The sequence below is a fragment of the Erythrobacter sp. THAF29 genome, assembly GCF_009363635.1.
GTDB lineage: Bacteria > Pseudomonadota > Alphaproteobacteria > Sphingomonadales > Sphingomonadaceae > Erythrobacter.
Genome location: NZ_CP045392.1, coordinates 2408596 through 2433522, shown reverse-complemented (window position 1 = coordinate 2433522; position 24927 = coordinate 2408596). Strand labels below are relative to the sequence as shown.

Below are 24927 nucleotides of genomic sequence, written 5' to 3'. Positions count from 1 at the left end.
AATGCGCGTAATCGCCGTGCCGCGTAAATGCGAGCGCACCGCCACCCTAGTCCCGATTACGGACAGCTGGCGAGGAAGCGGTTAATGCAAGTCCCGATGCGCCTTGCCGCTTGCAACCTGTCGCCCTATCGCTCGCATTTCAGGGATCAGGCTGGTTTGGACGTCTCCGCTATCTTTTTCTGTATCAGGCGATTGGTGGCAGTTCTCGCAGGCGCTGCGATGGCCGCATCGTGTGCGCAAGCACCGGTGCGAGACCGCGACGACGCGGAAAAGCCGACATTCGTAAGTCTCAATCCCTGCCTCGATGCGTTGCTTGTCGAACTCGCCGATCCGGACCAAATCCTCGCGCTATCGCACTACAGCCGCGATCCGCAATCGAGTTCGATCGAGCCCGGAGTGGCCGCGAAATTCACATTTACCGGGGGCACGGCGGAAGAAGTGCTCGCGCTCCAACCCGATATCGTGCTTGCATCGACTTTCATGGCTCGCCCGACCCGCGCCGCTTTTGAAAGACTGGGTATACAGGTCGAGACATTCGACGCCCCCCAGTCACCGGAGGCAAGTTACGACCAGATCGAGCGGCTCGCCGGTATGACATTGCAGCAAAGCAGGGCCGAGCGACTTGTCGAACGTATCGAGGAGGCGCTGGATGCCTCCGCCCGCATGTCTGAGGAAAGAGGCCAAATCGACACTCTTCTCTGGCAATCGGGGGAGATTGTTGCCGGGGAAGGGGCTTTGGTGACGCGCGTCCTTGCAAATGCAGGTTTTGTAAGGAAAGCCGAGGGTCGAACCTATGTCCAGGGTGAAAAAGTCTCGCTCGAGCAGCTTGTTGCATCGCCGCCCGAGCTTGCTCTGGTTGCGGGAGGCTCGCGCGGTCAACGCCACCCCGTCCTTACCAAGCTTGAAAACACGCGCGTCGAAACGCTCGACCCTTCGCTGTTTTATTGCGGCGGTCCATCCTTGATCGCGCTCGCGAAACGGCTCGAAGAAATCCGCGAGGGACTGGCGGAGTGAACCGGGCGACCCTCATCTTCGCGGTACTCCTCGCCTTCATCGCGGCACTTTCGCTTCTTGCGGGGAAGGTTTGGATCGATCCCGCGACAACGCCCAATGCCGCGCTAATCCTCATGGAGCTTCGGATGCCGCGCGCCGTTCTTGCGATCGCGGTGGGAGCAGGGCTGGGTGCGGCTGGTGCAGCGATGCAAGGTTATCTTCGCAATCCTCTCGCTGATCCCGGATTGTTCGGGATTGCGCCGATGGCGGCGCTCGGTGCGGTGGGGAGCTTCTGGTTCGGCGCGCTTATGCCGCCCGCAATCGCCACTTGGAGCCTTCCAGCCTTCGCGCTCGCCGGGGCCGCGCTCGGCATGGCGTTACTTGCGCTGATTGCTGGACGGACGCCTTCGGGAGCGGGCGGGGGGATTGCGCTCTTTACGCTCGCAGGTTTAATGATCGCCAGCCTTGCAGGCGCCCTCACGGCACTGGCTATCACGCTCGCGCCCAATCCTTTCGCGCTGTCTGAGATCGTGTTGTGGCTAAACGGTGCGCTAACCGATCGTTCGTGGCGAGAGGTGTGGATTGCCGCGCCGCTTGTGGCGATCGGGATCGGGGTGCTGGCCCTTTCCGCTAGATCGCTCGATGCGCTTACGCTCGGTGAAGAGGCGGCACAGTCGATGGGCGTCGATCCGAGGCGGTTGTTGTGGCTGCTGGTAGTCGGAGTTGGTCTTACAGTCGGGGCTGGCGTCGCGGTCGCAGGGATCATCGGATTTGTCGGGTTGATCGTCCCGCACCTCGTCCGCCCCTTGACCGACCGATTGCCTTCGAGCCTGATCCTGCCCAGCGCGCTTGCCGGCGCGTGCCTCGTTCTCGCTGCCGATAGCGCGGTTCGTGTATTGCCTTTCGTCACGGAGCTGCGCCTTGGCATCGCGCTCTCGCTGATCGGCGCGCCCTTCTTCCTGTGGTTGTTGCTCAAGATGAGAAGGGGGCTGCTTTGACCCTTTCTGCCAGCAATCTCTCACTCGTACGCGGCGGCAGGAGCGTCGTCGAGGCCGTGTCCGCCTCGCTTGAAACCGGTACGATCACCGCCATTGTCGGGCCGAACGGTGCGGGCAAGTCGAGCCTTCTGATGGGGCTCGCAGGGCTAATCGAACCGTCCCGGGGCGAGGTGTTCCTGGGCGGGCACGCGCTATCCGGCATCACGATGCAAGACCGTGCGAAGTCCATCGGGTACCTTGCCCAAAGCGCAGAGATTGCGTGGGACGTTGCGGTAGAGGCTCTGGTTGCTCTCGGGCGCCTGCCGCACCGCGACCGCGGACACGAAGCGATAGAGGCCGCCATCGAGGCATTGGCGCTAGAACCTCTGAGGCATCGCCCCGCAAGCAGGCTTTCGGGCGGAGAGCGCGCGCGCGCTTTGTTGGCAAGGGTCCTCGCTGGAGAGCCGGAATGGATCCTCACCGATGAACCGCTCGCCGCGCTCGATCTCGCCCACCAGCTCGCGCTCGTTGCGCATTTGAGGCGCTGCGCCGAGGCCGGCCAGGGCGTCGTCATCGTGCTCCATGACCTCGCGCTGGCGATGAACAATGCCGACCGCGTGTTGGTGCTGCGTGAAGGCAGGCTCATTGCTGATGGCATCCCTGCAGAAGCCCTCGACACGGACACGATCCGACGCGGCTGGGATGTCTCGGCCGACTGGATCGGCAATCCGGGCGCGCGTGCCTTGATCACCTCAGTCTGACCTTGAACAGTCAAACGCGCTGCCCCGCAAGGGACAGCGCGCCGTAAGCTCAATTGCTTTAGTCTGTGGCACAACCACAAGGTGCGACCCGAACGGCTTGCTAGACCTGCAAAGAGGCCCTTACCCTAGCTTTTCCGCGGGTTAGGGCGACTTCATTTTTTCTGTAGGTCTACCTAGGGGACATCACGCAGTGCGCGGATCGCTATAGTCATTTTTCGCAAATATCTGCGTGCGTCTGCGACTCCGGTTGATCAATCCGTTGGCGACACGTCCAGCAGCGGTGGTATAGCTCAGTTCGTCTGCAATTGCGTTATAGTCGGCGCTTGCGATTGCGCGGTTAAGACGCGGGCTGCGCTTTCTGGACAGGTTTCCCTCCCCCACATTGAAAGCGAGATCGACCAAAGCGTCGAATTCGTGCTGGTTTACGGGGAGATCGCCCAATAGCCGACGGGCGATTTTTTCCGCCTTCGCAAGATCGCGTTCCAGCAGGCTTACCGCACGCTGGTGCGAGATCCTGTCTCCGACGCGCAGATTGTCCTGTGGTAGCACGAGGTGGCCAACGCCGACCGTTGGATATCCCGCAACGTCGCGATAGACTTCGTACCGGACACCTTCCTCCTCGATCATTGCTTCGACCAGCTTGTCGCTGGCTGATAGCTTCGACGCGTTCCGGCGGATCGTGGGATCAGCGGCGAAATCTCTATTTGCACCGGATTCTACAGGATAGCTCTGTGCCAACCCCGGCACCGATCTGAGCGCGAGATGCGATGTTCCTGAAAGGGCCAGTGCGCTTGCACCGAGGGCCAGTGCCGCTCGTTTGCGCTTGCGCTTGGGGAAGTGCGATCGTGTCGCGGTCGTATTTGTGAACGCCTGACGGCGTCTTCGTAATCGATCTTCCCGCCCCAGTCTCCTGCGATCCCGAAATGATCGAAGAATCCTTCGCTTTCGCTCGTGGATCGGTCTGGGGGAAGATATTGTTCGAGATGGTTTGGTTTCTATGGGTTCGGAATGTCGGGATGGGATGGTCGGACCTCAGTTCGTTTCGTTGAAATAATGAAGAAATTTCAGTTCACTAAATCAACGGACGAAGACCGGGGAAGGTCCACGCCTCGTCGAACCTCAGGCACGGGATATGGAGCGGGCCGGGCCGCATCCGTACGTTCAATCGATATTGGAGAGCGGTGGAGCCCTAGCGAGCGCAGTAGCGGTAGTCGCCCGCATTGCAGCGACGCACGGCATCGCGCCATTCGGCCATCCGGCGTTCGTAATCTGCGAGATCCTGCTTGTGCTGTCGGCGCGCGCGCCAGCCTTTGGCGTATTCTGCATCGCGCTTCCGGACATAGCGCAGCTGCTCGCGGTTCAGCCGGCGGATTTCCGCCTTGTCGCGCGCGAGTGCCTCCCTGCTCATCCCGCCGCAATCGTCGGGATTGCAGGCAGCGCTGGCTGGAGCAGGTGCGGCGGTGGAGCCGAACGCGAAGATGGCTCCAGCGATTGCGGGAAGGAAAGCGGATTTCAGATAGATGTGCGGCATGAAAAGCGACCCCTCAACTTGTCCCACCACCAGTGGGTTTAGCACGGGGCAGGGTGAAGAGGGAGTTAAGCCGGAGGATTTGGCCGCAAAACCGGCGCGCACCAGCGCACCGGCTTTAGTTAATAATCTAGATCGGCCCCTCGAAAGCGGGTTCAGAAGAGGTCGTAGACCGTAAGTTTCCTGAATTCCCGCACCCCCGTCGTCACTAGCTGGTTGTCGGGCGTGATGATTAGCCGTCCACCTGTCGGGGCCTCCCAAACGATGGGATGCGCATCATCCTTGAGGTCCACTGCCCATGTGGTGTCGTGGTCCGAAACAAAGACAAGGTTTTCGGTGACCACCACATTGCCTTGAAAGATGCGCTCTCCGTAGAGACCAGTGTCGACAGGCAGCTGGGTCGCCCATTTCTGCTGTCCGGTTTTCGCATCCAGCGCTGCAAGAACATGGGCATCGTTGCGGACGGCATAGATCGTGTCACCCGCCACGGCGAAAGCCGTCGTGTATTCGGCAACGGATTTCCAGACGATCCGGTTTTCGGTGAGGGAAACGCCCATGATCTTGGCCGACGAATTGAACCTCTTCTCGCCCGAGAACAGGAAAACCATGCCATCATTTCCGATGACCGGCGCGCTTTCGAACGAAGAAACAAACCGGGCTTCGACATCCGGATCGATAATCCGCCCTTGCTCTTGCCCGGTCGCGCGGTCGATAACCACTAGCGCGCTGCTAGCCGGATAGAGAACGGTGTCGCCATCGACCGCCACGGCTTTTCCATCCGCCCAGCTGCTGTCCGCGACAGGCACTTCCCAGAGTTTTGTCCCTTGGACTGCGTCATAGGAAAACAGGACGCCGCCTGTGTATCCCGCGGCAACGAACACCTGGTCTCCCATGGCGGCGGGCTGGTTGAAGTCATGCCATTGCGATGCAAATTTCATTTGGTTCACGAACGAACCGTTTGCGGCGTCGAAAACCCATTGCGGGTTGTCGCGGCTGGAGAATTCCATCGAGGTCACGTGGACCATTCCATTCGAAAGCGAAGGTCCGCTCATGTTCGACTGCTCGCCGAGGTCGAAAGACCATGCGTTTGAGCCATCGGTGTTGAAGGCATAGACCTTTGCATTCTGGAAGTACGGCATTCCGCCATCCCTTCCGACTGTGGTAATAATACGTCCACGCGAAGCGGCGGGCGGCCTGATCCAGCTCGTGAGATCGGTGTCGGTCCACTCCCATGCCAGCGCAAAGTCCGCCGGGGCGAGCCGCACGGGCACATAGCCGGTGTGCGCGGCGTTGCGCTGGAAGCCTGCCCAGTCGCCCACTTCGACGTCGAGATTGACCGTGAAGGTCTGGGTCGATCCCGGGTAAACCGTGGAGCATGCGGCTGTTGTGCAGAGTCGAAAACGGACTGTGCTGGTCGTCGCGCCGCCGGCGGGAAATGGAACGGTCTTAAGGTTGACCGTGAAGGTGCTGCCCGAACCTGTGACGTCGCCATCGAGCTGGTAGCGACGCCCGCCGATTTCTACATCCGCGATGATCGCCTGCGAGCTTGTCCCTGTATAGCTGGCATCGAAACCGAAAGTGGCTTCTCCACCTTCATCTAAAACAACGTCCGCCGACGCTTCCGAAAGGGTGACGTTGAGTGTCGGCGGCGGGGTCGGTCCTCCGGTCGGGGGAGGGTTGCCGCCGCCATTGCCGCCTCCACCACCACAAGACACAAGAGCAAGCGCAGACGCGCCCGCGAGCGAAACCCGACGATACTGCATGAAACGACCCCTGTTACCATCACTGAAAGAACAGTGATGACAAAGCGTTACACAAATCGAGCGATCGAGTGCAAGGATCGAGTCCAGAACTCTTGTTGGAAAGCCTCGTCCGCGGACTTGCCAAGCGGCCTTGCCGAACATAGCATGAACATTAAACCCGTTGGCGTGATCGTGCTTTCGCCTATGGAATCCTCCGTCCCAGCACCCCATTTGGATCGCCATGTCCCTGACCAAAATCTCCGTCCGTGGTGCCCGCGAGCACAATCTCAAAGGCATCGACATCGATCTGCCGCGCGATGCGCTGATCGTCGTCACCGGGCTTTCGGGGTCGGGAAAATCTTCGCTCGCATTCGACACGATCTATGCCGAGGGTCAGCGGCGCTATGTCGAGAGCCTTTCGGCCTATGCGCGCCAGTTCCTCGAGATGATGCAGAAGCCCGATGTCGAGCACATCGACGGGCTCTCGCCCGCGATCTCGATCGAGCAAAAGACGACTTCGCGAAACCCGCGTTCCACCGTCGCGACCGTTACCGAGATTTACGATTACATGCGGCTGCTGTGGGCGAGGGTGGGCGTGCCTTATTCCCCCGCCACCGGAGAGCCGATCACGGCTCAGTCCGTCTCCCAGATGGTCGACCGCGTGATGGCGCTGCCCGAGGGCACGCGGCTCTATTTGCTCGCGCCGGTGGTGCGCGGGCGCAAGGGCGAATACCGCAAGGAACTTGCCGAATGGCAGAAGGCGGGCTTCACGCGTGTTCGCATCGACGGCGAGATGTACGGCATCGAGGATGCGCCCGCGCTCGACAAGAAGTTCAAGCACGACATCGAAGTCGTGGTCGATCGGATCGCGGTGAAGGAAGGTATCGAGACCCGGCTTGCGGACTCGTTCGAGACAGCGCTGAAACTCGCCGAGGGGCTCGCCTATGTCGACCTCGCCGATGGCGTGGTGCCGGGTCGCGAGGGCGAAGAGGCGTCGGGAGGCGCAATGAAGGGAGCGGGCATCCCGGCAAACCGTATCGTCTTCTCCGAAAAATTCGCATGTCCTGTGAGCGGGTTCACGATCGAGGAAATCGAACCGCGGCTATTCTCGTTCAACTCGCCGCAGGGCGCATGTCCGACCTGCGACGGGATCGGCGAAAAGCAGCTGTTCGACGTGCAGCTGGTGGTGCCTAATGAGGCGCTGACCTTGAAGCAGGGCGCCATCGCGCCGTGGGCCAAGTCCAACCCGCCGTCTCCCTATTACATGCAGGTGCTGACCAGCCTTGCGAAGGCGTATGATTTCGACATCACTACGCCGTGGAACGAGTTGGAGCCGGATCAGAAGCTCATCATCCTCCACGGCACGAACGGAATGCCTGTGCCGCTCACATTCAAAGATGGGCGCAAGGAATACACCGTTACCAAGCCGTTCGAGGGCGTGATCGGCAATCTCAACCGCCGGATGATGCAGACCGAAAGCAGCTGGATGCAGGAGGAGCTTTCCAAGTTCCAGACCGCGCAGCCCTGCGAGACCTGCGGCGGCAAGCGCCTCAATGAAAAGGCGCTCGCGGTAAAGATCGCAGGCACCGACATCGCCGAACCGGTGACGATGAGCGTGAGCGCGGCGAAGGAGTGGTTCCTCGCGCTCGACGACAAGCTGACCGAGCAGCAATCGCAGATCGCCCGCGCGATCCTGAAAGAGATCAACGAGCGGCTGGGCTTCCTCGACAACGTGGGGCTTGACTACCTCAATCTCGACCGCACCAGCGGCACACTGAGCGGCGGCGAGAGCCAGCGCATCCGCCTCGCCTCGCAGATCGGCAGTGGCCTTTCGGGCGTGCTCTACGTGCTCGACGAACCCAGCATCGGCCTCCACCAGCGCGACAACGACCGGCTGCTCGAAACATTGAAGCGCCTGCGCGATCTCGGCAACACGGTGATCGTCGTCGAGCATGACGAGGACGCGATCCGCCAAGCCGACCATATCGTCGATCTCGGCCCCGGCGCGGGCGTGCGCGGCGGCGAGGTGGTCGCGCAGGGCACGCTCAAGCAGATCATGAAGGCGAAGAATTCGCTCACCGCCGATTACCTCACCGGCCGGCGCGAAATCCCCGTCCCCGCCACCCGCCGCAAGGGCAACGGGCACAGCCTCACCGTCCACGGCGCGCAGGCGAACAATCTGAAGAACGTCACCGCCTCGATTCCCCTGGGCACCTTAACTTGCATCACCGGCGTCAGCGGAAGCGGCAAGTCCTCCTTCACCATCGACACGCTCTACGCCGCCGCCGCCCGCGTGCTCAACGGCGCGCGCGTCATCGCGGGCAAGCACGAGAAGGTCACCGGCCTCGAATATTGCGACAAGGTGATCGAGATCGACCAGTCGCCCATCGGCCGCACCCCGCGCTCCAACCCGGCGACCTATACCGGCGCCTTCACCAATATCCGCGACTGGTTCGCGGGCCTCCCCGAAAGCCAGGCCCGCGGATACAAGCCCGGCCGCTTCTCCTTCAACGTCAAGGGCGGGCGCTGCGAGGCGTGCACCGGCGACGGCCTCATCAAGATCGAGATGCACTTCCTCCCCGACGTCTACGTCACCTGCGAGACCTGCGGCGGCAAACGCTACAACCGCGAAACGCTCGAGGTGAAGTTCAAGGGCCACTCGATCGCCGACGTGCTCGACATGACGATCGAGGACGCTGAGGAGTTCTTCAAGGCGGTCCCCCCGATCCGCGACAAGATGCGGATGCTGAACGAGGTGGGGCTGGGCTATGTGAAGGTCGGCCAGCAGGCGACGACCCTGTCAGGCGGCGAGGCGCAGCGCGTGAAGCTTGCCAAGGAGCTTGCCAAGCGATCGACCGGGCAGACGCTCTACATCCTCGACGAGCCGACGACGGGCCTCCATTTCGAGGACGTGCGCAAGCTGCTCGAAGTGCTGCACCGGCTGGTGGAGCAGGGCAATTCGGTGGTGGTGATCGAGCACAATCTCGACGTCATCAAGACCGCCGACTGGATCCTCGACCTAGGCCCCGAAGGCGGCGTGCGCGGCGGCGAGGTGGTGGCTGCGGGGACGCCAGAGGAGGTGGCCGAGGAGGCGCGCTCGTTTACGGGGCAATACCTCAAACCGATGCTCGACCGTCAGAGGGAAGCGGCTGAGTGAGGCAAGCTCAGGGTCGGAGCGCGGCAAGGGCGTCCGCCCGCCCGCAGCGCCGCCAGGCGCGAGGATTTCGCGGCGCGGATGCGCTGCGAAACACCATCTGCGCGATCCAAGCTGTGGAATTGAGTCAGACCGCCATTGCTGAGGCGAAAACTGCAAATTAAATCAATCGTATGGATGAAGAACAAGCTGAATTGGTGGATTCTGAAAATGCACCTCCACGCCTTTTTGTCTCATATAGCTGGACAAGTTCTAGGCATGAAGACTGGGTCCTACAACTGGCATCCGACCTGAAATCAAACGGCGTTGATGTTGTATTAGACAAGTGGCACCTCAAGGTCGGTCAGGACGCCCATGAGTTCATGGAGCAAATGGTGCGGTCGGGCGAACTCGACAAGATCATTCTCGTCTGTGACCGGAAGTACGTTGAGAGGGCTAATAGACGGGAAGGCGGAGTCGGAGTTGAGTCTCAGGTCATCACTCAACAGCTTTATGAGGATGTAAAGCAAACCAAAATTGCAGGGATAGTTACCGAAGCGGTTGAAACGGATCAGCCGATGGTTCCAAATTTCTTGCTTAACAGACTTTGGATCGATTTTCGTGACCCTTCGTCTTATGGTGTCAGCCTCCAAAACCTCCTCAGGTGGATTTTCGATAAACCATTGTATCGAGAGCCAGAAATTGGTCCGCGTCCAAAATTCTTAGATGATCAAGTTGATTTCGAGCCTTTGAGCTTCGGAAATCAGCCTGGCGTTGGCCACAATTCTCGAGCTGAAATTGATCTAGTGGAGTTTCTCTTAAAGAGCCGTGAGCAGAGAGGCGATTTCACGGTTGAGATGAGCGCAGATGAACCAAACGATGAGTCGGTGTATCGGACGATTAGGTCGCTTCCAGCCTTCATCGAGCAGTTTTTATCTTCTTTCGACAAAGTCCTTTCTCAAGCTGAGCTTTCCGAGGCAGAGTACGGTTCCACAATAGAGTACTTTGAGGAGCTTTATACGAATTTCGAGAAGGGAGGGACTAGTTGGAGCGGGGATGCAACAAAGTTTTTGGCACGTTTTTTATTCACAGCGCTGATTGCTCGTTGCGTTAAGCATCGCAGATTCACGTCTGGAAAGCGTTTGTTGGATAGTCAATTAGTCAAGCGTCGTCCGGGTGAGCTAACTGCAGAGGCCAAGCCGTTAAGGTCCCTAAATTGCTTCCTTCCATCACTTGACGCGAGAAAGTCGCGCTTAAAGCTCAATAGAGCTTCGCTTGAAGCGGATCTAATCAAAGAGTTTTGCGAAACGCTCAGTATTGATTTTGCCGATTTTATCCAAGCCGACTTGGTATTGGCTATATCTCAATCAGATTGGGAAGCGCAGCGTATCTGGTGGCCCGATTCTGCAATCTATGTGGCAGATTCTTATGGCGCCTTGCCTTGGTTCATTCGGGCAGAGCAAATTGATTTTAGAGACAAATTCATGCCTATGCTCAAAATCTCGGGGCCAGATGATATCGATAAGATGATTGAGGATATCAAAAGTGGAAGGATCCGTGAAATACGTTGGACAAGCGCATTTTCTACCCTCGACCTCCCAATTCTGATGAACTTAAGCTCAATCAAGAGCACCTACTGAACCCATGATTTCAAGCCAATGCGATTGGCGCCACGCTGCTTTCCTACTTCAAGGAAAACTCCTATCTGCAAGAATCTGAACGGCCCGCAGGGCTGCAAGCGCGACGGCGCGCCCGCAGCGATGCGGCCTTCAGGTCGCGTGAGCGAGGAAATCGCAGCACGGATGTGCTGCGCAGCAGAAAGGACTTCACCATGCCCAAGACCTCGCACCTCCCGCCCATCTCCCGTGAGCCGAACGGCCTCAACCAGTTCGAAGCGCTCGATCATCGGCGCGCGTGGGAGCGGCATGTCGATGCTGGCCGCATCGGGAGCGGGCCTTCGACCACGCCGGAGCAGCTTGCGCGGCATGCTCGCAACGAGCTGATCCTGTGCGGGCCGCGTGTGCCTCGGATTTGGGAGGATTGAGGAGGGTGATGGATTCTCGTCACCCCGGACTTGATCCGGGGCCCCGCTTCTTTGTTGTCGATTGAAGTTAGCGAGACCCCGGCTCCGGGGCCGGGGTGACGGTTCTTGTGAGGTTTTGCTTTGTGGCCGGGACACGGTCGCGGGTGCTCTTCCTAGAGGTGAAGAGTCTTTGTTTTCCGCACGCCCTTCGGCGTGCGAAATCCTCGCGCCTTCGGCGCTGCGGGCGGGCGTGCAGGTGTGCTGTGCATGTCTCGCCCCTTCGGCTCAGACACCGCCCTTGCGGTCGGCTGGTCGCTGGCCGCGCTCTGCAACAGTTACATGTTCACGCCCATCGCCCGTGCGCGCGCTCGCACGCAGTTTTCCATGTGTCGCCCGACCTTGGAGCGATCGAGTTTGCCTTCCGTAAAGATGTTCCCCGTGGTCAGGCCAAGATCGTCGACTACGCACACGCAAAGCGGCTCTGAATGCTCGCGGGTGTAGCGCTGGTGCGCAGCCTCGACATGCTTGATGCACTGCACGATTTCATCCCCCACCGCGCCTCCGCCATAGTCGTCGGGATCGGGTGCATCGCAAGCGGCGAGCGAACCCACGAGGGAGACAGCAAAGATCGGGCGAGCGAAAAGCATCTTTTGTGCCAAGATCACGCTACGGCTTTAGCCGCAACATAATCCTCCAGCTTCGCCTGCATCACCCTTGCGCCGTCGCAGTCGCTGCCGTTCTCGCCGCAGCCTAGCAGCTCGACGAATTTCTCGGCGTTGATCGCGACGTCGTCGGGGCCGATCTGGTCGAACGGGTCCTCGAGGTGGCTCTGGATGTTGTCGAGCCCGGTCAGGATCACCGCGAAGAGCACGGGCATGACATAGGTCAGCACCGGCGCGTTATACTCGACCGCGCAATAGGCGAAGAACGGGCCGTAGATGAGCGGCAGGAGGATGATGAACACGTCGCTGAAGGCGCGCAAAGTGCGCGGGGTGCGGTACTGGTAGATGTGCTTCACGCTTTCGAACGCGACGATCATCTTCGAGACATACTGGTTGCAGCGGCTGCATTCGCCGCTCGCGAGCCCTTCGCCGCGCATCCGCTTCACGAAATCCGACAGCTGCGAGAAGGCGGCGTATACGTCGCGCTCGGTCCGGGGCATGTCCTCGATCCTGCCCTTGAACATGTCGCGGCAGGCGGTGAGGAGGTTGGAGAGCACGGCCTCGATATGGTGCAGGCGTTCCTGCTTCGCGCCGCCGTCCTCGTCGGGCAGCCAGTCGCGCGCGGCAAAATAGAGCGCGCGGCCATGGGCCTTGATCGTGCCGTAATCGTCGAGCGCGGCCTCGCGGCGCTTGTAGGCGTGGCCGATCGAGAAGACGATCGGGAAGATCACCGCGGTCGAGATGATGGTGAGCGGGTAGTCGGCGACGAGGCCGAGCTGGAGCGACGCCCAGGTCGAGACCATCGCGAGTGCGACGATCATCAGCGATTTTCCGTTAATTACCAGCCCGATACGGGTGAAGCGTTCCCAGCTCATGCGGCCCCTCGATTGCGATAGATCAAACTTGGATCGAGGGCTTAGCGCGGCGGAATTGAGGTATGGTTAAGGAGGCGCGAAGGCGGAGCTGCGCGCGTTTTCCTACACGGCGGGGGCGGTGTAGTGGTCAGCATGGCGGCTTTGCATGCGCTTGCCCTTGAAGCGCGTTCGAGTTGGAGAAGTGTCAACTTCGGATTTTGGCATTCAAGCGCATGAAAAAACGGAGAAAATTACTCTGAAACCAGCTTGACAGGGTGTCAACTTTGTCAACTTCGCACGGCGGCTTCCGATCGTCCTTCCCCGACTCGCCAAACAGGGGTAAAATCGGCGCTCCCTCAAGCGGGAGAGAGACCATGGGACTGAAAAATGCTCTCTGGGTGCTGTCGGCGGGGATGATAGGGGCGGGATTAGTGGCCGCTCCCACGCTGGCGCAGGCCCAGTATGCCTACACGGGCACATCGATGTTCGGCTCATACGAGGTCGGCCATGACGGTGCCGGAGAAGAGGCCAGCGGCGATTTCACCGCCGAGATGGACCTCGAAAACGGCAAGATGTGCTACATGCTCGAGATATCGGGGCTAGAGGGCTTCACCGCCGCGCACATCCACAAGGCGGAGAAGGGGCAGAACGGCCCTCCGGTGGTGACGCTCGAACTGGCGAGCGATGACAAGTGCATCGATGTCGATGTCGAACTGATGAAGGACATCGCGAAGAACGAGCACAAATACTACGTGAACGTGCATACCGAGGCGTTTCCGCAGGGCGCGATCCGCGGTCAGCTCGATATGTCGTGAAGGCTATTCGACGATCGCGAGGTCGACCCGTGCGTGGCCCCGGCTGATCATGCCGAGTTCGCGTGCCGCCGCACGGCTGACGTCGATAGTCCGGCCACGGACGAACGGCCCGCGATCGTTGATGCGCACGACGACGCTTTTTCCGTTACGCGGATTAGTCACGCGGACCTTGGTGCCGAATGGCAGGGTTTTGTGCGCGGCGGTCATGGCGTTCATGTTGAACCGCTCGCCGTTGGCTGTACGGCGACCGTGGAAGCGGCGACCGTAGAACGAAGCGACACCGTTGCCGATGCTGCGAGTGATTTCCTCCTCGAGCGGCGGGTCGAACGTGTCTAGGTCGACAGCGGTAAGTGGTACCCGGAGGTCAGGGTGAGGGCCGACAAACGGGCTGAACTCGTCCGCTAAAGGCGCGGCCACTTCGATCGCACCAGTTGCCATGGCGGTTGACGAAGACTGGTCCGGTCCATCGTCGCCAGTCGCTGCGACGGCGGAAGAAGCACAAAGAAGAGCGGCCAACGGGGCCATAGCGCGAACCGAGGTTGCGCGGCGCTGTTCGATCATGGCTGGAAATCCCCCCGGATTACGGTCGTTTTCCTACTTGCATCCCCGATGCCTATACCTCAGCGGCTCGAAATCCGGCAAATCCAGGAGCTTCCGAATAGCGCAGGAATAGCGCCGTCCAGCGTCAACCGCTCTTGAATTGCGCCAAAATGAAGACGGTATCACCTTGGTGGATCCGAAAAACCATATGCCCAAAGCAAATGGGGCCGGCATTGCTGCCGACCCCACTCTCACCAGCGCGTGGTCTTCCTTCCTGTCTGCACCCGAAGGTGCTTTCATTCCGGAAGCGCTTGGCGCCCGATGTCTTTCCGCGTGCCCGAAGGCCCGCGTTCTGTCACCGGCGCTCGCGCCGGCATCCGGCATTTGCTTGCGGTCCGCTGTGCTCGCTTTGGGCCGAAGCCCGCCGCCTGCACGGCTTCCCCTTGGGCAAAGCCGAGACCGATGACCTGTCTTGTCCGATCTCTCAAACGGCTGCTTCCAGCGTTACCTGGTAGCATCCTCGATCACAGACCAAATCTTCGGTCTTTCCGATGACACCGCTTCGCACTCTCTTCAAACGATCCGACTTGCATTCGACCGAAGTCTTTTGCATTTCGTCTCTCAGACAGCGCGTGGACAGATGCCACCGCATCTTTGCAACTTTGAAACCTTTGAAATTCAGAGCCTTGCGGCCTGCTTCTCAAAGCCTTCCTGTTCCGAAGACAGGTTGAAATTGCGCCCGAATCGCCGTTTCAGCAAGGGCTGCAAGAGCGACTTTTCCACTTTTGCCCAGATCACTTGTGGACTGCGGTGGATAAGTCGTCGGTTCGTCGCATTTCCGATTTCGCGCCTTACGATTGCGCTGGGAATTCGTCTCGATTGCGCGCCAGCACGCCATTCTCGCAATGAAATTTCGCGCAGCGACTCGGCGCGACTCGAATCAGTCGCGGGCCCTGTCTCGTGCTGCCAGCAGTTTCAGCCGGAGCGCATTCAATTTGATGAAGCCTTCGGCATCGTGCTGATCGTATGCCCCGGCATCGTCCTCGAACGTGACGTGCGCTTCGGAATAGAGCGAGTTTTCGGACTTGCGCCCCACGACGCTCGCCTGGCCCTTGTAGAGTTTGAGGCGAACGCTGCCACTCACATTCTCCTGGGAAAGATCGATAGCGGCCTGGAGCATCTCGCGTTCGGGGCTGAACCAGAAGCCGTTATAGATCAGCTCGGCATATTTGGGCATCAGCTCATCCTTGAGATGCGCCCCGCCGCGATCAAGCGTGATCTGTTCGATCCCGCGATGCGCGCGGGCGTAGATCTCGCCACCCGGTGTTTCGTACATGCCGCGCGATTTCATCCCGACGAAGCGGTTTTCGACAAGATCGAGCCGTCCGATACCGTGCCTGCGACCGTATTCGTTAAGTGCTGTAAGCAGGGATGCGGGGCTCAGCGCCTCTCCATTCAGCGCAACGCCGTCCCCACGATCGAAATCGATCGTGATGTATTCCGGCGCATCGGGAGCGTTCTCCGGGTTCTCGGTGCGCGAATAGACATAATCGGGCGTTTCTTCCCACGGATCCTCGAGCACCTTTCCTTCCGACGAGGTGTGCAGGAGGTTCGCATCGGTCGAGAACGGCGCCTCGCCCCGCTTGTCTTTTGGTACGGCAATCTGATGTGCTTCGGCCCAGGCGATGAGCGCTGTGCGGCTGGTCAGATCCCATTCGCGCCAGGGGGCGATCACCTTGATATCGGGATCGAGAGCATAGGCCGACAATTCGAAACGCACCTGGTCGTTGCCCTTGCCGGTCGCACCGTGGGCGATGGCATCGGCCCCGGTTTCGTGCGCGATCTCGACCAGGCGCTTGGAGATGAGCGGGCGGGCGATCGAGGTGCCGAGGAGGTAATCCCCTTCATAGCGGGCATTGGCGCGCATCATCGGGAAGACATAATCGCGCACGAACTCTTCGCGCAGGTCTTCGATAAAGATGTGATTGTCCGGAATGCCCATTGCCCGCGCCTTGTCGCGCGCCGGCTCGATCTCCTCTCCCTGTCCCAGATCGGCGGTGAAGGTGACGACTTCGAGCCCGCGCTCGACGCTCAGCCATTTCGCGATAACGCTGGTATCGAGGCCGCCCGAATAGGCGAGGACTACGCGTTTGATGTCGGACATGGTTGCATCCTTGGAAAGCTTCGCGCGGCGGCTAGCAGGGGGCAGGGCGCACGGCAACGTTTCCGGCACATTCTGCGCGCATACCTTGCGCTGCGTTTGCCAGCGCCTCTATCACTGTGGCGAGGGGGGCTTCACGAAATTATCATGCTGAAAATGTGGGACAAGGCGCGCGAGCTTGCGCAAATGGCTCCGCCCGAGCGCAATCGCTGGGTCGATTTCCTTCGCGCGCTTTCCATCCTTGCGGTGGTGATCGGGCACTGGCTTGTCGCTGCCCCCTACATCGATGCAACGGGCGAAATCCGGGGCGGGCACTTGCTCGGTATCTTGCCGTGGACCCAATGGCTGACCTGGGGATTTCAGGTGATGCCGATATTCTTTCTCGTCGGGGGATATTCGAACGGCGTGAGCTGGAGGGCTCAATTGCGCAAGGCCGAGCATGGCCAGACCGGCATATATCGTGACTGGTTCGCAAGCCGGGTGCAGCGGCTGATCACACCTGTATTCCCGGTGCTCCTGCTGTGGGCGGCGATTGCGCTCGGCATGACACAGGCGGGGATGGATCGCGACCAAGTCCGGATGGCGACGCAGCTCGCGCTGATTCCGGTGTGGTTTCTCGCGGTCTACCTGCTGGTGACGGCGCTCACACCGCTGACGCATGCCGCGTGGAGGAGGATCGGATTCCGGTCGTTCTTCCTGCTCCTGGCGGCGGCGATACTGATCGATTGGCTGGCGATCTTCAAGGGCGTCGCTTACGTCAATTTCCTCAATTTCCTGTTTGTCTGGGTGGGCATTCACCAATTGGGCTACGCCTGGCTCGACGGAGCGTTTCGCGGCACAGGCCATCGCCTTTTCTGGTTCGTCTCCAGTCTTGCGGTCCTCTTGTTGCTGACCGTGATAGGTCCCTATCCGATTGCCATGATCGGTGTTCCGGGTGCGCAAATGACCAATTCGATGCCGCCTACCATCGCGCTCCTCGCGCTCGGCATGACGCAAACGGGCCTTGTCCTCCTGCTCGAGCCGTGGGGGCGGCGAATGCTCGAAAACCTCACGCTATGGACCGCCACGGTCCTGATGAACGGCATGATCATGACCGTCTATCTCTGGCACCTGACCGCCTTCGTACTGGTGATGGTAGCGGCGTGGCTGCTCGGCGGCATCGGGCTCGGCCTATATCCCGGCACTGCCGAGTGGTGGTGGACGCGGCCGGTCTGGTTTGCCCTCTACATCATCGCATTGCTCCCGATGATCGCGATCTTCGCCCGTCACGAGCGGAGCTTCGGCCCGGTTCGCGGTGGCCGAACCGTGCCCAGATTGCGCGTGGCTCTCGGCGTTCTCCTGATCTGCATTGGTCTTGCCATGACAGCGGCGATCAGCATCGCCAGCCCCGAAGGGATTACGGGCGTGAGGCTCTGGGTCGTCGCATTTCCGTTTCTGGGGGCGGCGCTGCTCGGCTTCGGTCCGCTTTACGGCCTGTTCGCCCGCGGTAAGGCGGAAGGAGACTCAGCCACCTAGCAGCCGCTTCTCCTCCGCCTCGATGTAATCCCGCGTGATCGGCAGGGCATGGCGGCTGCGCGCGTACTGGATCTGGTAATTGCACATGCTGCCATATTCGAAGACGGTGGCAGCGCCCGCGAGGTAGAATGTCCACATGCGGAAAAAACGCTCGTCGTACATGTCGACGATGGCATCCTTGTGTTTCATGCAGTTGGCGTACCAGCAACGCAGGGTCTTTCCATAGTGCAGCCGCAACGTCTCGATGTCGGTTGCGATGAGGCGGAATTTTTCGGAGGCTTCCACCGTTTCGGAAAGCGCGGGGATATATCCCCCCGGAAAAATGTACTTGCGGGTAAACGCATCGGTCGAACCGGGCGATCCGAACCGCCCGATGGTGTGAAGCAGCATTACGCCATCGTCCGTCAACAGGTTGGCGCAGGCCTTGAAAAAAGTCTCGAACTGCGGCTGGCCGACATGTTCGAACATTCCGACCGACACTATTCGATCGAACTTGCGACCGGCACTGGCGAAGTCGCGATAGTCGACAAGCTCGATGCTAACCCGCTCGGCGACGCCAGCTTTTTCCACCCTTTCCCGCGCTAGAGCGACTTGCTGCTCCGAAAGCGTGATGCCGGTCACTTGGACGTCGTAGTGCTTTGCAAGGAAGATCGCCATGCCGCCCCAGCCGCACCCGATGTCGAGCACGGTTTGCGCAGGCTTTATCGCCAGCTTGGCCGCGATGTGTGCGAGCTTGGCGGTCTGCGCTTCGCCCAGCGTTTCGACACTCTCCGGCCAATAGGCACAGCTGTACTGCCAATGCTCTTCATCCAGCATCAACGCGTAAAGATTGTTCCCGATGTCGTAGTGGTGCGCGACATTGGCCTTCGCACGGACGGCATTGTTAAGCTTCTCCGCAGCGAAGCCGGCCTGATTGGCGATGCGTCGGAGCAGGCTGGGCGCAGCGATATCGCCTCCGCGCTCCCAGGGATCGTTCGCGCGCAAGAGGGTGGCAAGCGCCATAATGTCACCCTCTTCAATGATCAGCCGGCCGTCCATGAAAGCTTCCGCCGCGCCGAGCCGGGGGTCGAGCAGAATATCGCGGGGTACCTTGCCATCGGCAAGGCGGATCACGACTTCCGGAAAGCCCTCAGCGGCTTCGCCATATGTCCTGGCCTTGCCATCGGCGAACACCACGCCAAGACGCCCTTTCCTGACGGCGTTTGAGAAGAACTTGTCGAGTAGGGTCTTGCTCATTGAATTCCCTTGCAATGTCGCGGGCTTCGGTCACGATTTCATGCCGATGCTTTGTCCGCTGTCAATCATAGGCTAAGCTTTCGGGCATGGCTGAGGCGAAAACCAAACAGACCGACGTGCCGGTGGAGGAGTTCATCGCAAACGTTGAACCTGCGGCAAAACGGGAAGACGCAAAGGTGCTGGACGCGCTGTTCCGCAAGGTGACGGGTGAGGAGCCGAAGATGTGGGGCCCTTCGATCATCGGATACGGCGAATACGAGACGACCTATGCCAGCGGCCGCGATGTGCACTGGATGCGCAGCGGTTTCAGCCCCCGCAAGGCAAAGCATTCGCTCTATCTCATGGGCGGCTATTGCGATGAGCTGGCCGCTAAGGAACGTGCCGAGGTTCTCTCGCGTCTGGGCAAGCATTCCGAAGGCAAGAGCTGTCTCTACATCAACAAGCTGGCCGATGTGGATCTGGAGGTTCTCGAGGAAATGATCGCAAAGGATTGGGCGACGATGCAGCGGATCTATCCGCCCAAGTAATGTCGCTCAGATCCCGGCATACCACTGGTAATTGCCGTAATCCTCCCAGAACCCGCCCTTGCCGTCGCCGATATCTTTGAGGCTCGCGACCGCTTCGATGGCCGTGAGATACTTGGCGTGCTTGTAACCCAGCTGCCGCTCGATCCTCATGCGCAGCGGCGCGCCGTTCTTTTCGGGAATCGGCTCTCCGTTGAGCAGATGCGCCACGATGGTCTGCGGGTGGTAAGCATCGACCAAGTCGACGCTCTCGTAATAGTCGCGCCCATAAAGCACATCGGCGCAGCGGAAGACTATGAAGTTGGCATCGGGTCGAATGCGCGCGGCGTCGAGCAGGGTCGACAGCTGCGGTCCCGTCCACTCGCCGATTGCGCTCCAGCCCTCCACGCAATCGTGCCGGGTGATCTGGGTGCGTTGGGGGAGGGCGCGAAGATCGTCCATCGAAAGAATCAGAGGGTTCTCGACCATCCCGCCGACGGCAATCCGCCATCCCGCAAACCCGTTCGCCAGTTCCGCGCGATATTCCGGCGTGTCGACAGTTAGCGAGCCGTTGCCCCTGAAAGTCGGCGAGCGGTCCTCCAGCGAGTATTCGGGCGCGAGCGTTTGACGCCCTGCGAGCGCCCGATGCGCGGCGCGGTGCCAGTCCTCTGCTGTATCAAACAGGCTCTGTCCGGTTTCGCTGCCAGCGAGCTTGGCACAGGCTCCTGTGCCAAACGCTGCGATGCCGGCGAGCAGGCTGCGTCGTCTAAGGTCAGCCATTGCGTGTCTCCTCAAGCGTCCCGCCGGTTATCATCGCCTTGATTTGCATCACTGGGCCTGAAAGCAGCACCATGACGATGTGCACCATGAAGAACGCGAATAGCGCCCATGCGACAATGAAATGCAGGCTACGAGCCGATTGCCGCCCTCCCATAATATCGATCAACCACGGTGCGGCGGGCTCGATGCCCGGACTGATCGCCAGGCCGGTAAACACCATCATCGGCAGAAGCACGCCGTATACCAGGCCATAGGTCATCTTCTGGAGACTGTTATACTTAGCCCCCTGGCGCTCAAACTTGCCCTGCAAGTGCGCGAACATCTCTTTGACGATTTCGCGCGGATGCCAATTCCGTAGCGAAGTCGCCAGATCTTGCCTGAAATGTCCATTTGCCAGCATCGCGATCCAAACAAGCAGCAGCCCGATGCCGAAGACCCAAGCGCCCAGGTTGTGCCAATCGCGCGCGGCGGCAAGGTCGTAATACTGCGGCAAGGTCGCCCAGGCGGGGAAGCGGATCACGCTGGTCCATGCATCGGCCGGATCGAATCCGTAATCGCCCCAGTAGAGATAGCGATGCGCGTTCGAGATATTCAGGCCCGACATGAACAGCACGATCAACGCTGCCGCATTGATCCAGTGCCACAATCGTGTCGAGAGACGGTGCCGCTTCATGCCGGGGCTCTGCGGTCCTTCACCTGCTCACGGGCGAGCCAGATGACGTCCCGATCCTGATCGAGCAGATGCTGTCCGCTGTCGATGAACAGTGTTTCCCCGCTCCGCAATTGGCCCGATGCGAGGAACAGCGCTGCAGCGACGATCTCGTCAGGCCCGGTCTTGCGCCTCAGGAGGTTGAGGCGGTGCGAAACCTCCGTCTCTTCCTCGCTCTGATCGTGACTGGCGAGAATGGCGCCGGGGGCGATACCGTAAATCCGGTCACTGGCTTCTAGGCTCTTCGCCAACATCCCGATAGTCGATGACAGCGCGTGCTTCGACATCGTGTAACTGAAGAAATCGGGATTGGGATTGGCGATCTTCATATCGGTGACCTGGATCGCGCAGCGTCCAGCGGCGCACTTTGCACCGGCGAAGTACGCTTGCGTCATACGGGCGGGGGCGAGGGCATTGATTTGCATCGCCTCCCGGTTCGTTGCCGGGTTGAGATTGGTTGCACTGTCATAGTCAAAAACCGATGCGGAGTTGATTAGGCACCGCCAATGGGGGAGACGCCCGGCCAACTCCTCGATCATCGAAACCGCCGCATCGTCATCGCTGATGTCGCACTGTATCGATTCCGCTGATTTCAGGCTTGCTGCCAGCCGCTCGGCGGGTTCCGCGGACGAGTTGTAGTGGATTACGACGTGCCAGCCTGCATTGGAGAACCCCCGCGCGATTTCGGCTCCGATCCGGGTTGCTCCGCCGGTTATCAGGACTGCAGGCAGGGTCATCGCTTACCGGCGTAACAGCGGGTTCGCTTCCGTTCAATCGCAACGCGCAAACGAAAGGCGCCGCCGACCAGATGGGCCGACGGCGCCGATCGCTTTGCAAAGAGGTTTGGTTAGCGGCAGCGCAGTTCGCCGCGGTCGATCTCGCGTCCAAGCAATGCGCCGATGGCACCTCCGAGCAGCGTACCAACCGTGCGATCGCCGCGTGTGTCGATCGCGCGACCGATCAATGCGCCACCGGCCGCGCCGATGATCAGACCGGTCGTGCCGTCGCCGCGCTTGCAGTAATAGCGGCCGTCACGTCCGCGCCAGATGCGATCCCCACGGCGAATGCGACGGGGTTCGTGGTAGCGCTTGCGACGGTCGTCGTAGCGATCCTCGTAATAGTCGTCATCGTCGTAGTAGCGATCGTCGTAACGGCGGCCATAGCGACGATCATACCTTGGCCCATGATCTGCATGATGCGCATTCTCTTCGAGCGTGTCGAATACGCTGGCCAGCTCGACGGTAGAAACCGTTCCCGTCGCGCCAGGCATGGGGGCGATGTCGGCGGCATATGCCGGAGCGGACATCGCTGCGAGCGAGCCGGCGGCGGCGAGGAGTGCAATCTGTTTCATCTCGTGATCCTTCCTGACCCTCTTGAGGGGGTGATCCCCGATTTCGTTCATTTAAGAAGAACTGGAGATGAACGCCCCGTTGGAAGGAAGACTGTGTGGATGAGCCGACTTTCATGTGCGGCGAGCCGAAGGGTTAGCCGAGTTTTGCCTTGGCCTTGGCACGGAGCTTTGGGGCGAGTCGTGAAAGGTTCGCGAGCTGCTCCAGCCCGTTGTGAGATGCTTTGCCCGCTATCAAAGCCTCGAAGGTTTCAAGCACCGACCAATCTTCGTGTCCGACCTCGACTCGCTCGAGCGTATCGCCAACCTGGGTGTGGCCGATCTCCAGCACGCGGAAGTACCATCCGCAACGACCAGTACTAACGATTTTGGCGACCATACCTTTGCTGTTGGCAAAGTCCTCGAACCGCCGCTCGATTTTCCAGCACGGCTGGCGCGGCTGGCTGATTTCGATCAGCGCAGAGCCGAGGCGGAAGCGGTCGCCGATATGCACGTCGCTTTCGGTGAGACCGCACACCGCAAGGTTGGATCCAAAAGCGCCGGGTTCGTCGAGCAAGTTGATCGCCCCGAACTGTTCACGCCAGAATTCGTGGTGATCGAGCGGGTAAAGATGGATGGCCATCTCCGGCCCGCCATGAACGCGGCGATCCGCCTGCTCATCGGGAGCGAAACCCTCTTCGAGAATCTGGACGATACCCTCACGTGGGCGCTTGGCAATAGCGCTTGTCTCGACCCCGTGAAACGGCCGCGCGGTGCCCGTACAGATTGCTTCGACTGTCAGCTTCATGGTCGCCGCACCGTGATTGCGATCCAGTCGCGCTGAGTACCGTCACTGCCCTTTCCCGCGAAGATCTCCTCGTCGATCTGGCGGAAGCCGGTGTCGCGGTAGGTCTGCCGGACCCAGCGTGCTTCGGGGAAATTGTGTAGCCGCCCCAGCAGGTCCCGGCCTTCTCCATAGCCGAGCTTGAAGCTTGCATAGTGAAAGCCGCCTGGACGAAGCGCATTGAAGATGCGTTCAAGGACAGCTGGCAATTCTGCTCGCGGGCAATGGAGCAAGCACGCATGCGCCCACACGGCGTCATAAGCTTGCCGGGCATCCAGCTGGTCGAAACGCATCAACCGTGCACCAATATCGTGCCGTTCGTTCGCCTTTGCAACGAGCGCGGGAATGCCGTCGGTCGCGTCGAGATCGAAGCCGCGCTCGGCGATACGAGCAGCGTCGCGTCCGGCTCCGCACCCCAGTTCGAGCACATCAGAGCCAGGCCGCAGCCGATCGAGGAATGCATCCAGGTGTCGGCTGTGAGAGACGGCCGTGCTCAAGGAGAAATGCGGCGCTTGGCTCTGGTAGAATTCGTAGGTTGCAGGGTCGATGCTCACGCGTTCGCCGCTGCCGCAGCAGCAGCTTCGCGGTCGCGTTCGGCGCGGCTTTTCTTTTGAGCTGCCGTTTTCAGCTGGCCGCAGGCTGCGTCGATGTCGCGCCCGCGCGGGGTTCGAACCGGCGCGCTGATACCGCCCTCGAACACGATGTCGGAAAAACATCTGATGCGTTCCGGCGTAGAACACTCGTATTCTGCTCCCGGCCACGGATTGAACGGTATGAGGTTCACCTTGGCCGGCAGGTCATACCGCTTGAGTAGACGGACAAGCTCGCGCGCGTCCTCGTCGCTATCGTTTTTGTCCTTGAGCATCACATATTCGAAGGTGATGCGCCGCGCGTTCGAGGCACCGGGATAGTCGGCGCAGGCCTGTAGCAGCTCTTCAATTCCGTATTTGCGATTGAGCGGGACGAGCTCGTCGCGAACGGGCTTGGTCACCGCATGCAGCGAAACTGCTAGATTAACACCGATTTCCTCGCCGCAGCGCTCCATCATCGGCACCACCCCGCTGGTCGAAAGCGTGATGCGGCGCTTCGACAGCGCCAATCCGTCGCCATCCATCACGAGGTTCATGGCGTCGCGGACGTTGTCGAAATTATAGAGCGGTTCGCCCATGCCCATCAGGACGATATTGGTCAGCAACCGCCCATCAGCGGTGTAGTGGCCGGTGCTTGCGTCGTCCTCAAGCCCGTCCATCCGCCCCTTTGGCCATTCGCCCAGGGCATCGCGCGCAAGCATGACTTGGCCAACGATTTCGCCCGGAGTGAGATTGCGCACGAGCCTCATGGTGCCTGTGTGGCAGAAGGTGCAATTTAGCGTGCAACCGACCTGGCTCGAAATGCACAATGTCCCACGATCGGCATCCGGGATGAAAACCATCTCGAAATCATGGCCGTCGGCGGTCTGCAGCAGCCACTTGCGTGTTCCGTCGGTGGAGTGCTGGGCTTCAACGACATGCGGGCGACCGATCACGAACCGCTCGGCCAGCCACGGACGCATTGTCTTGGCGATATCGGTCATCGCCTCGAAATCGGTTACGCCGCGGTGATAAAGCCAGTGGAACACCTGCTTGGCCCGCAGCTTCGCCTGCTTTGCATCGAGACCGGCTTCGGCAAAAAGCTCGCGGATGCGCGATTTCGGCAGTCCTATCAGATCGATACGGCCATCGGCGCGCGGCGTAATATCACGCGCGACGGGAACCGGGTCGACCTGCCCGGGGATGGCCATGAGGTTCGTATCTGCCATGAGTGAGCGCGCATATAGTGCGATGC

24 protein-coding genes are annotated in these 24927 nt (G+C 60.3%); 9 read left to right on the top strand and 15 right to left on the bottom strand.

Annotated elements, in window-relative coordinates; translation table 11 throughout:
• Nucleotides 1-84: 84 nt before the first annotated feature.
• The 3 genes from FIU90_RS11750 to FIU90_RS11740 are packed head-to-tail and all read left to right on the top strand — an operon-like array spanning nucleotide 85 to nucleotide 2731.
• Nucleotides 85-1014 (top strand): ABC transporter substrate-binding protein, encoded by a 930-nt coding sequence (locus FIU90_RS11750; RefSeq protein ID WP_234029510.1) that lies wholly within the window; start codon nucleotides 85-87, stop codon nucleotides 1012-1014.
• A complete protein-coding gene (locus FIU90_RS11745) occupies nucleotides 1011-1991 on the top strand; it encodes an iron ABC transporter permease (RefSeq protein ID WP_152434938.1) in 981 nt (326 codons plus the stop codon). The genes FIU90_RS11750 and FIU90_RS11745 overlap by 4 nt, the downstream gene beginning before the upstream one ends.
• Nucleotides 1988-2731, top strand: a complete 744-nt coding sequence (locus FIU90_RS11740; RefSeq protein ID WP_152434937.1) for an ABC transporter ATP-binding protein — start codon at nucleotides 1988-1990, stop codon at nucleotides 2729-2731. Before FIU90_RS11745 ends, FIU90_RS11740 begins: the two co-directional genes overlap by 4 nt.
• A 183-nt stretch (nucleotides 2732-2914) precedes the next feature.
• On the opposite strand, the gene FIU90_RS11735 is transcribed toward FIU90_RS11740, so the two are convergent.
• The 3 genes from FIU90_RS11735 to FIU90_RS11725 all read right to left on the bottom strand — a co-directional run bounded on the left by FIU90_RS11735 (nucleotide 2915) and on the right by FIU90_RS11725 (nucleotide 6022).
• Nucleotides 2915-3469 (bottom strand): lysozyme, encoded by a 555-nt coding sequence (locus FIU90_RS11735; RefSeq protein ID WP_234029509.1) that lies wholly within the window; start codon nucleotides 3467-3469, stop codon nucleotides 2915-2917.
• Nucleotides 3470-3920: 451 nt separating this feature from the next.
• A complete protein-coding gene (locus FIU90_RS11730; RefSeq protein ID WP_234029508.1) occupies nucleotides 3921-4262 on the bottom strand; it encodes a hypothetical protein in 342 nt (113 codons plus the stop codon).
• 152 nt (nucleotides 4263-4414) lie between these two features.
• Entirely contained in the window at nucleotides 4415-6022 is a 1608-nt protein-coding gene (locus FIU90_RS11725) for a PQQ-binding-like beta-propeller repeat protein (protein WP_172970251.1), read from the bottom strand.
• Nucleotides 6023-6242: 220 nt separating this feature from the next.
• Here FIU90_RS11725 and uvrA point away from each other — a divergent pair, with 220 nt between their 5' ends.
• From uvrA to FIU90_RS11710, 3 genes are all read left to right on the top strand, one after another.
• A complete protein-coding gene (uvrA, locus tag FIU90_RS11720) occupies nucleotides 6243-9158 on the top strand; it encodes an excinuclease ABC subunit UvrA (RefSeq protein ID WP_152434935.1) in 2916 nt (971 codons plus the stop codon).
• A 170-nt stretch (nucleotides 9159-9328) separates the two neighbouring features.
• Nucleotides 9329-10774 (top strand): toll/interleukin-1 receptor domain-containing protein, encoded by a 1446-nt coding sequence (locus FIU90_RS11715; protein WP_152434934.1) that lies wholly within the window; start codon nucleotides 9329-9331, stop codon nucleotides 10772-10774.
• Nucleotides 10775-10965: 191 nt separating this feature from the next.
• Entirely contained in the window at nucleotides 10966-11178 is a 213-nt protein-coding gene (locus tag FIU90_RS11710; RefSeq protein ID WP_152434933.1) for a hypothetical protein, read from the top strand.
• A 314-nt stretch (nucleotides 11179-11492) separates the two neighbouring features.
• Here the strand turns inward: FIU90_RS11710 and FIU90_RS11705 are convergent, their stop codons facing one another.
• The gene (locus FIU90_RS11705; RefSeq protein ID WP_152434932.1) at nucleotides 11493-11804 is read right to left on the bottom strand and encodes a hypothetical protein; all 312 of its coding nucleotides are present in this window, start codon (nucleotides 11802-11804) and stop codon (nucleotides 11493-11495) included.
• 14 nt (nucleotides 11805-11818) lie between these two features.
• Entirely contained in the window at nucleotides 11819-12694 is an 876-nt protein-coding gene (locus FIU90_RS11700; protein WP_199799329.1) for a hypothetical protein, read from the bottom strand.
• Between the two features lie 353 nt (nucleotides 12695-13047).
• On the opposite strand from FIU90_RS11700, the gene FIU90_RS11695 reads away from it, so the two are divergent.
• Nucleotides 13048-13488, top strand: coding sequence for a CHRD domain-containing protein (locus tag FIU90_RS11695; protein ID WP_152434931.1), 441 nt, complete (start codon nucleotides 13048-13050; stop codon nucleotides 13486-13488).
• 3 nt (nucleotides 13489-13491) lie between these two features.
• On the opposite strand, the gene FIU90_RS11690 is transcribed toward FIU90_RS11695, so the two are convergent.
• Nucleotides 13492-14049 (bottom strand): septal ring lytic transglycosylase RlpA family protein, encoded by a 558-nt coding sequence (locus tag FIU90_RS11690; RefSeq protein WP_152434930.1) that lies wholly within the window; start codon nucleotides 14047-14049, stop codon nucleotides 13492-13494.
• 919 nt (nucleotides 14050-14968) lie between these two features.
• Nucleotides 14969-16192 carry an argininosuccinate synthase gene (locus FIU90_RS11685; protein ID WP_152434929.1) on the bottom strand — a complete coding sequence of 408 codons (1224 nt, stop codon included), beginning with the start codon at nucleotides 16190-16192 and terminating at the stop codon, nucleotides 14969-14971.
• 144 nt (nucleotides 16193-16336) lie between these two features.
• Here FIU90_RS11685 and FIU90_RS11680 point away from each other — a divergent pair, with 144 nt between their 5' ends.
• A complete protein-coding gene (locus tag FIU90_RS11680; protein WP_152434928.1) occupies nucleotides 16337-17704 on the top strand; it encodes an acyltransferase in 1368 nt (455 codons plus the stop codon).
• On the opposite strand, the gene FIU90_RS11675 is transcribed toward FIU90_RS11680, so the two are convergent.
• Nucleotides 17693-18940 (bottom strand): class I SAM-dependent methyltransferase, encoded by a 1248-nt coding sequence (locus FIU90_RS11675; protein WP_152434927.1) that lies wholly within the window; start codon nucleotides 18938-18940, stop codon nucleotides 17693-17695. The genes FIU90_RS11680 and FIU90_RS11675 overlap by 12 nt on opposite strands.
• Nucleotides 18941-19026: 86 nt before the next feature.
• Here FIU90_RS11675 and FIU90_RS11670 point away from each other — a divergent pair, with 86 nt between their 5' ends.
• Complete coding sequence (locus FIU90_RS11670; RefSeq protein WP_152434926.1) at nucleotides 19027-19467, top strand: DUF1801 domain-containing protein; 441 nt, start codon at nucleotides 19027-19029, stop codon at nucleotides 19465-19467.
• Nucleotides 19468-19473: 6 nt separating this feature from the next.
• Here the strand turns inward: FIU90_RS11670 and FIU90_RS11665 are convergent, their stop codons facing one another.
• From FIU90_RS11665 to rlmN, 7 genes are all read right to left on the bottom strand, one after another.
• Nucleotides 19474-20223, bottom strand: a complete 750-nt coding sequence (locus FIU90_RS11665; protein ID WP_152434925.1) for a molybdopterin-dependent oxidoreductase — start codon at nucleotides 20221-20223, stop codon at nucleotides 19474-19476.
• Nucleotides 20216-20896 (bottom strand): cytochrome b/b6 domain-containing protein, encoded by a 681-nt coding sequence (locus tag FIU90_RS11660; RefSeq protein WP_152434924.1) that lies wholly within the window; start codon nucleotides 20894-20896, stop codon nucleotides 20216-20218. Before FIU90_RS11660 ends, FIU90_RS11665 begins: the two co-directional genes overlap by 8 nt.
• Complete coding sequence (locus tag FIU90_RS11655) at nucleotides 20893-21669, bottom strand: SDR family oxidoreductase (protein ID WP_152434923.1); 777 nt, start codon at nucleotides 21667-21669, stop codon at nucleotides 20893-20895. Before FIU90_RS11655 ends, FIU90_RS11660 begins: the two co-directional genes overlap by 4 nt.
• Before the next feature lie 110 nt (nucleotides 21670-21779).
• Entirely contained in the window at nucleotides 21780-22283 is a 504-nt protein-coding gene (locus tag FIU90_RS11650) for a glycine zipper 2TM domain-containing protein (RefSeq protein WP_152434921.1), read from the bottom strand.
• A 133-nt stretch (nucleotides 22284-22416) separates the two neighbouring features.
• Nucleotides 22417-23067, bottom strand: coding sequence for an MOSC domain-containing protein (locus tag FIU90_RS11645; protein ID WP_152434919.1), 651 nt, complete (start codon nucleotides 23065-23067; stop codon nucleotides 22417-22419).
• On the bottom strand, nucleotides 23064-23657 hold the full coding sequence (locus FIU90_RS11640; protein WP_152434917.1) for a bifunctional 2-polyprenyl-6-hydroxyphenol methylase/3-demethylubiquinol 3-O-methyltransferase UbiG: 594 nt from the start codon (nucleotides 23655-23657) through the stop codon (nucleotides 23064-23066). Before FIU90_RS11640 ends, FIU90_RS11645 begins: the two co-directional genes overlap by 4 nt.
• Entirely contained in the window at nucleotides 23654-24901 is a 1248-nt protein-coding gene (rlmN, locus tag FIU90_RS11635) for a 23S rRNA (adenine(2503)-C(2))-methyltransferase RlmN (protein ID WP_152434916.1), read from the bottom strand. The genes FIU90_RS11640 and rlmN overlap by 4 nt, the downstream gene beginning before the upstream one ends.
• Nucleotides 24902-24927: the final 26 nt, after the last annotated feature.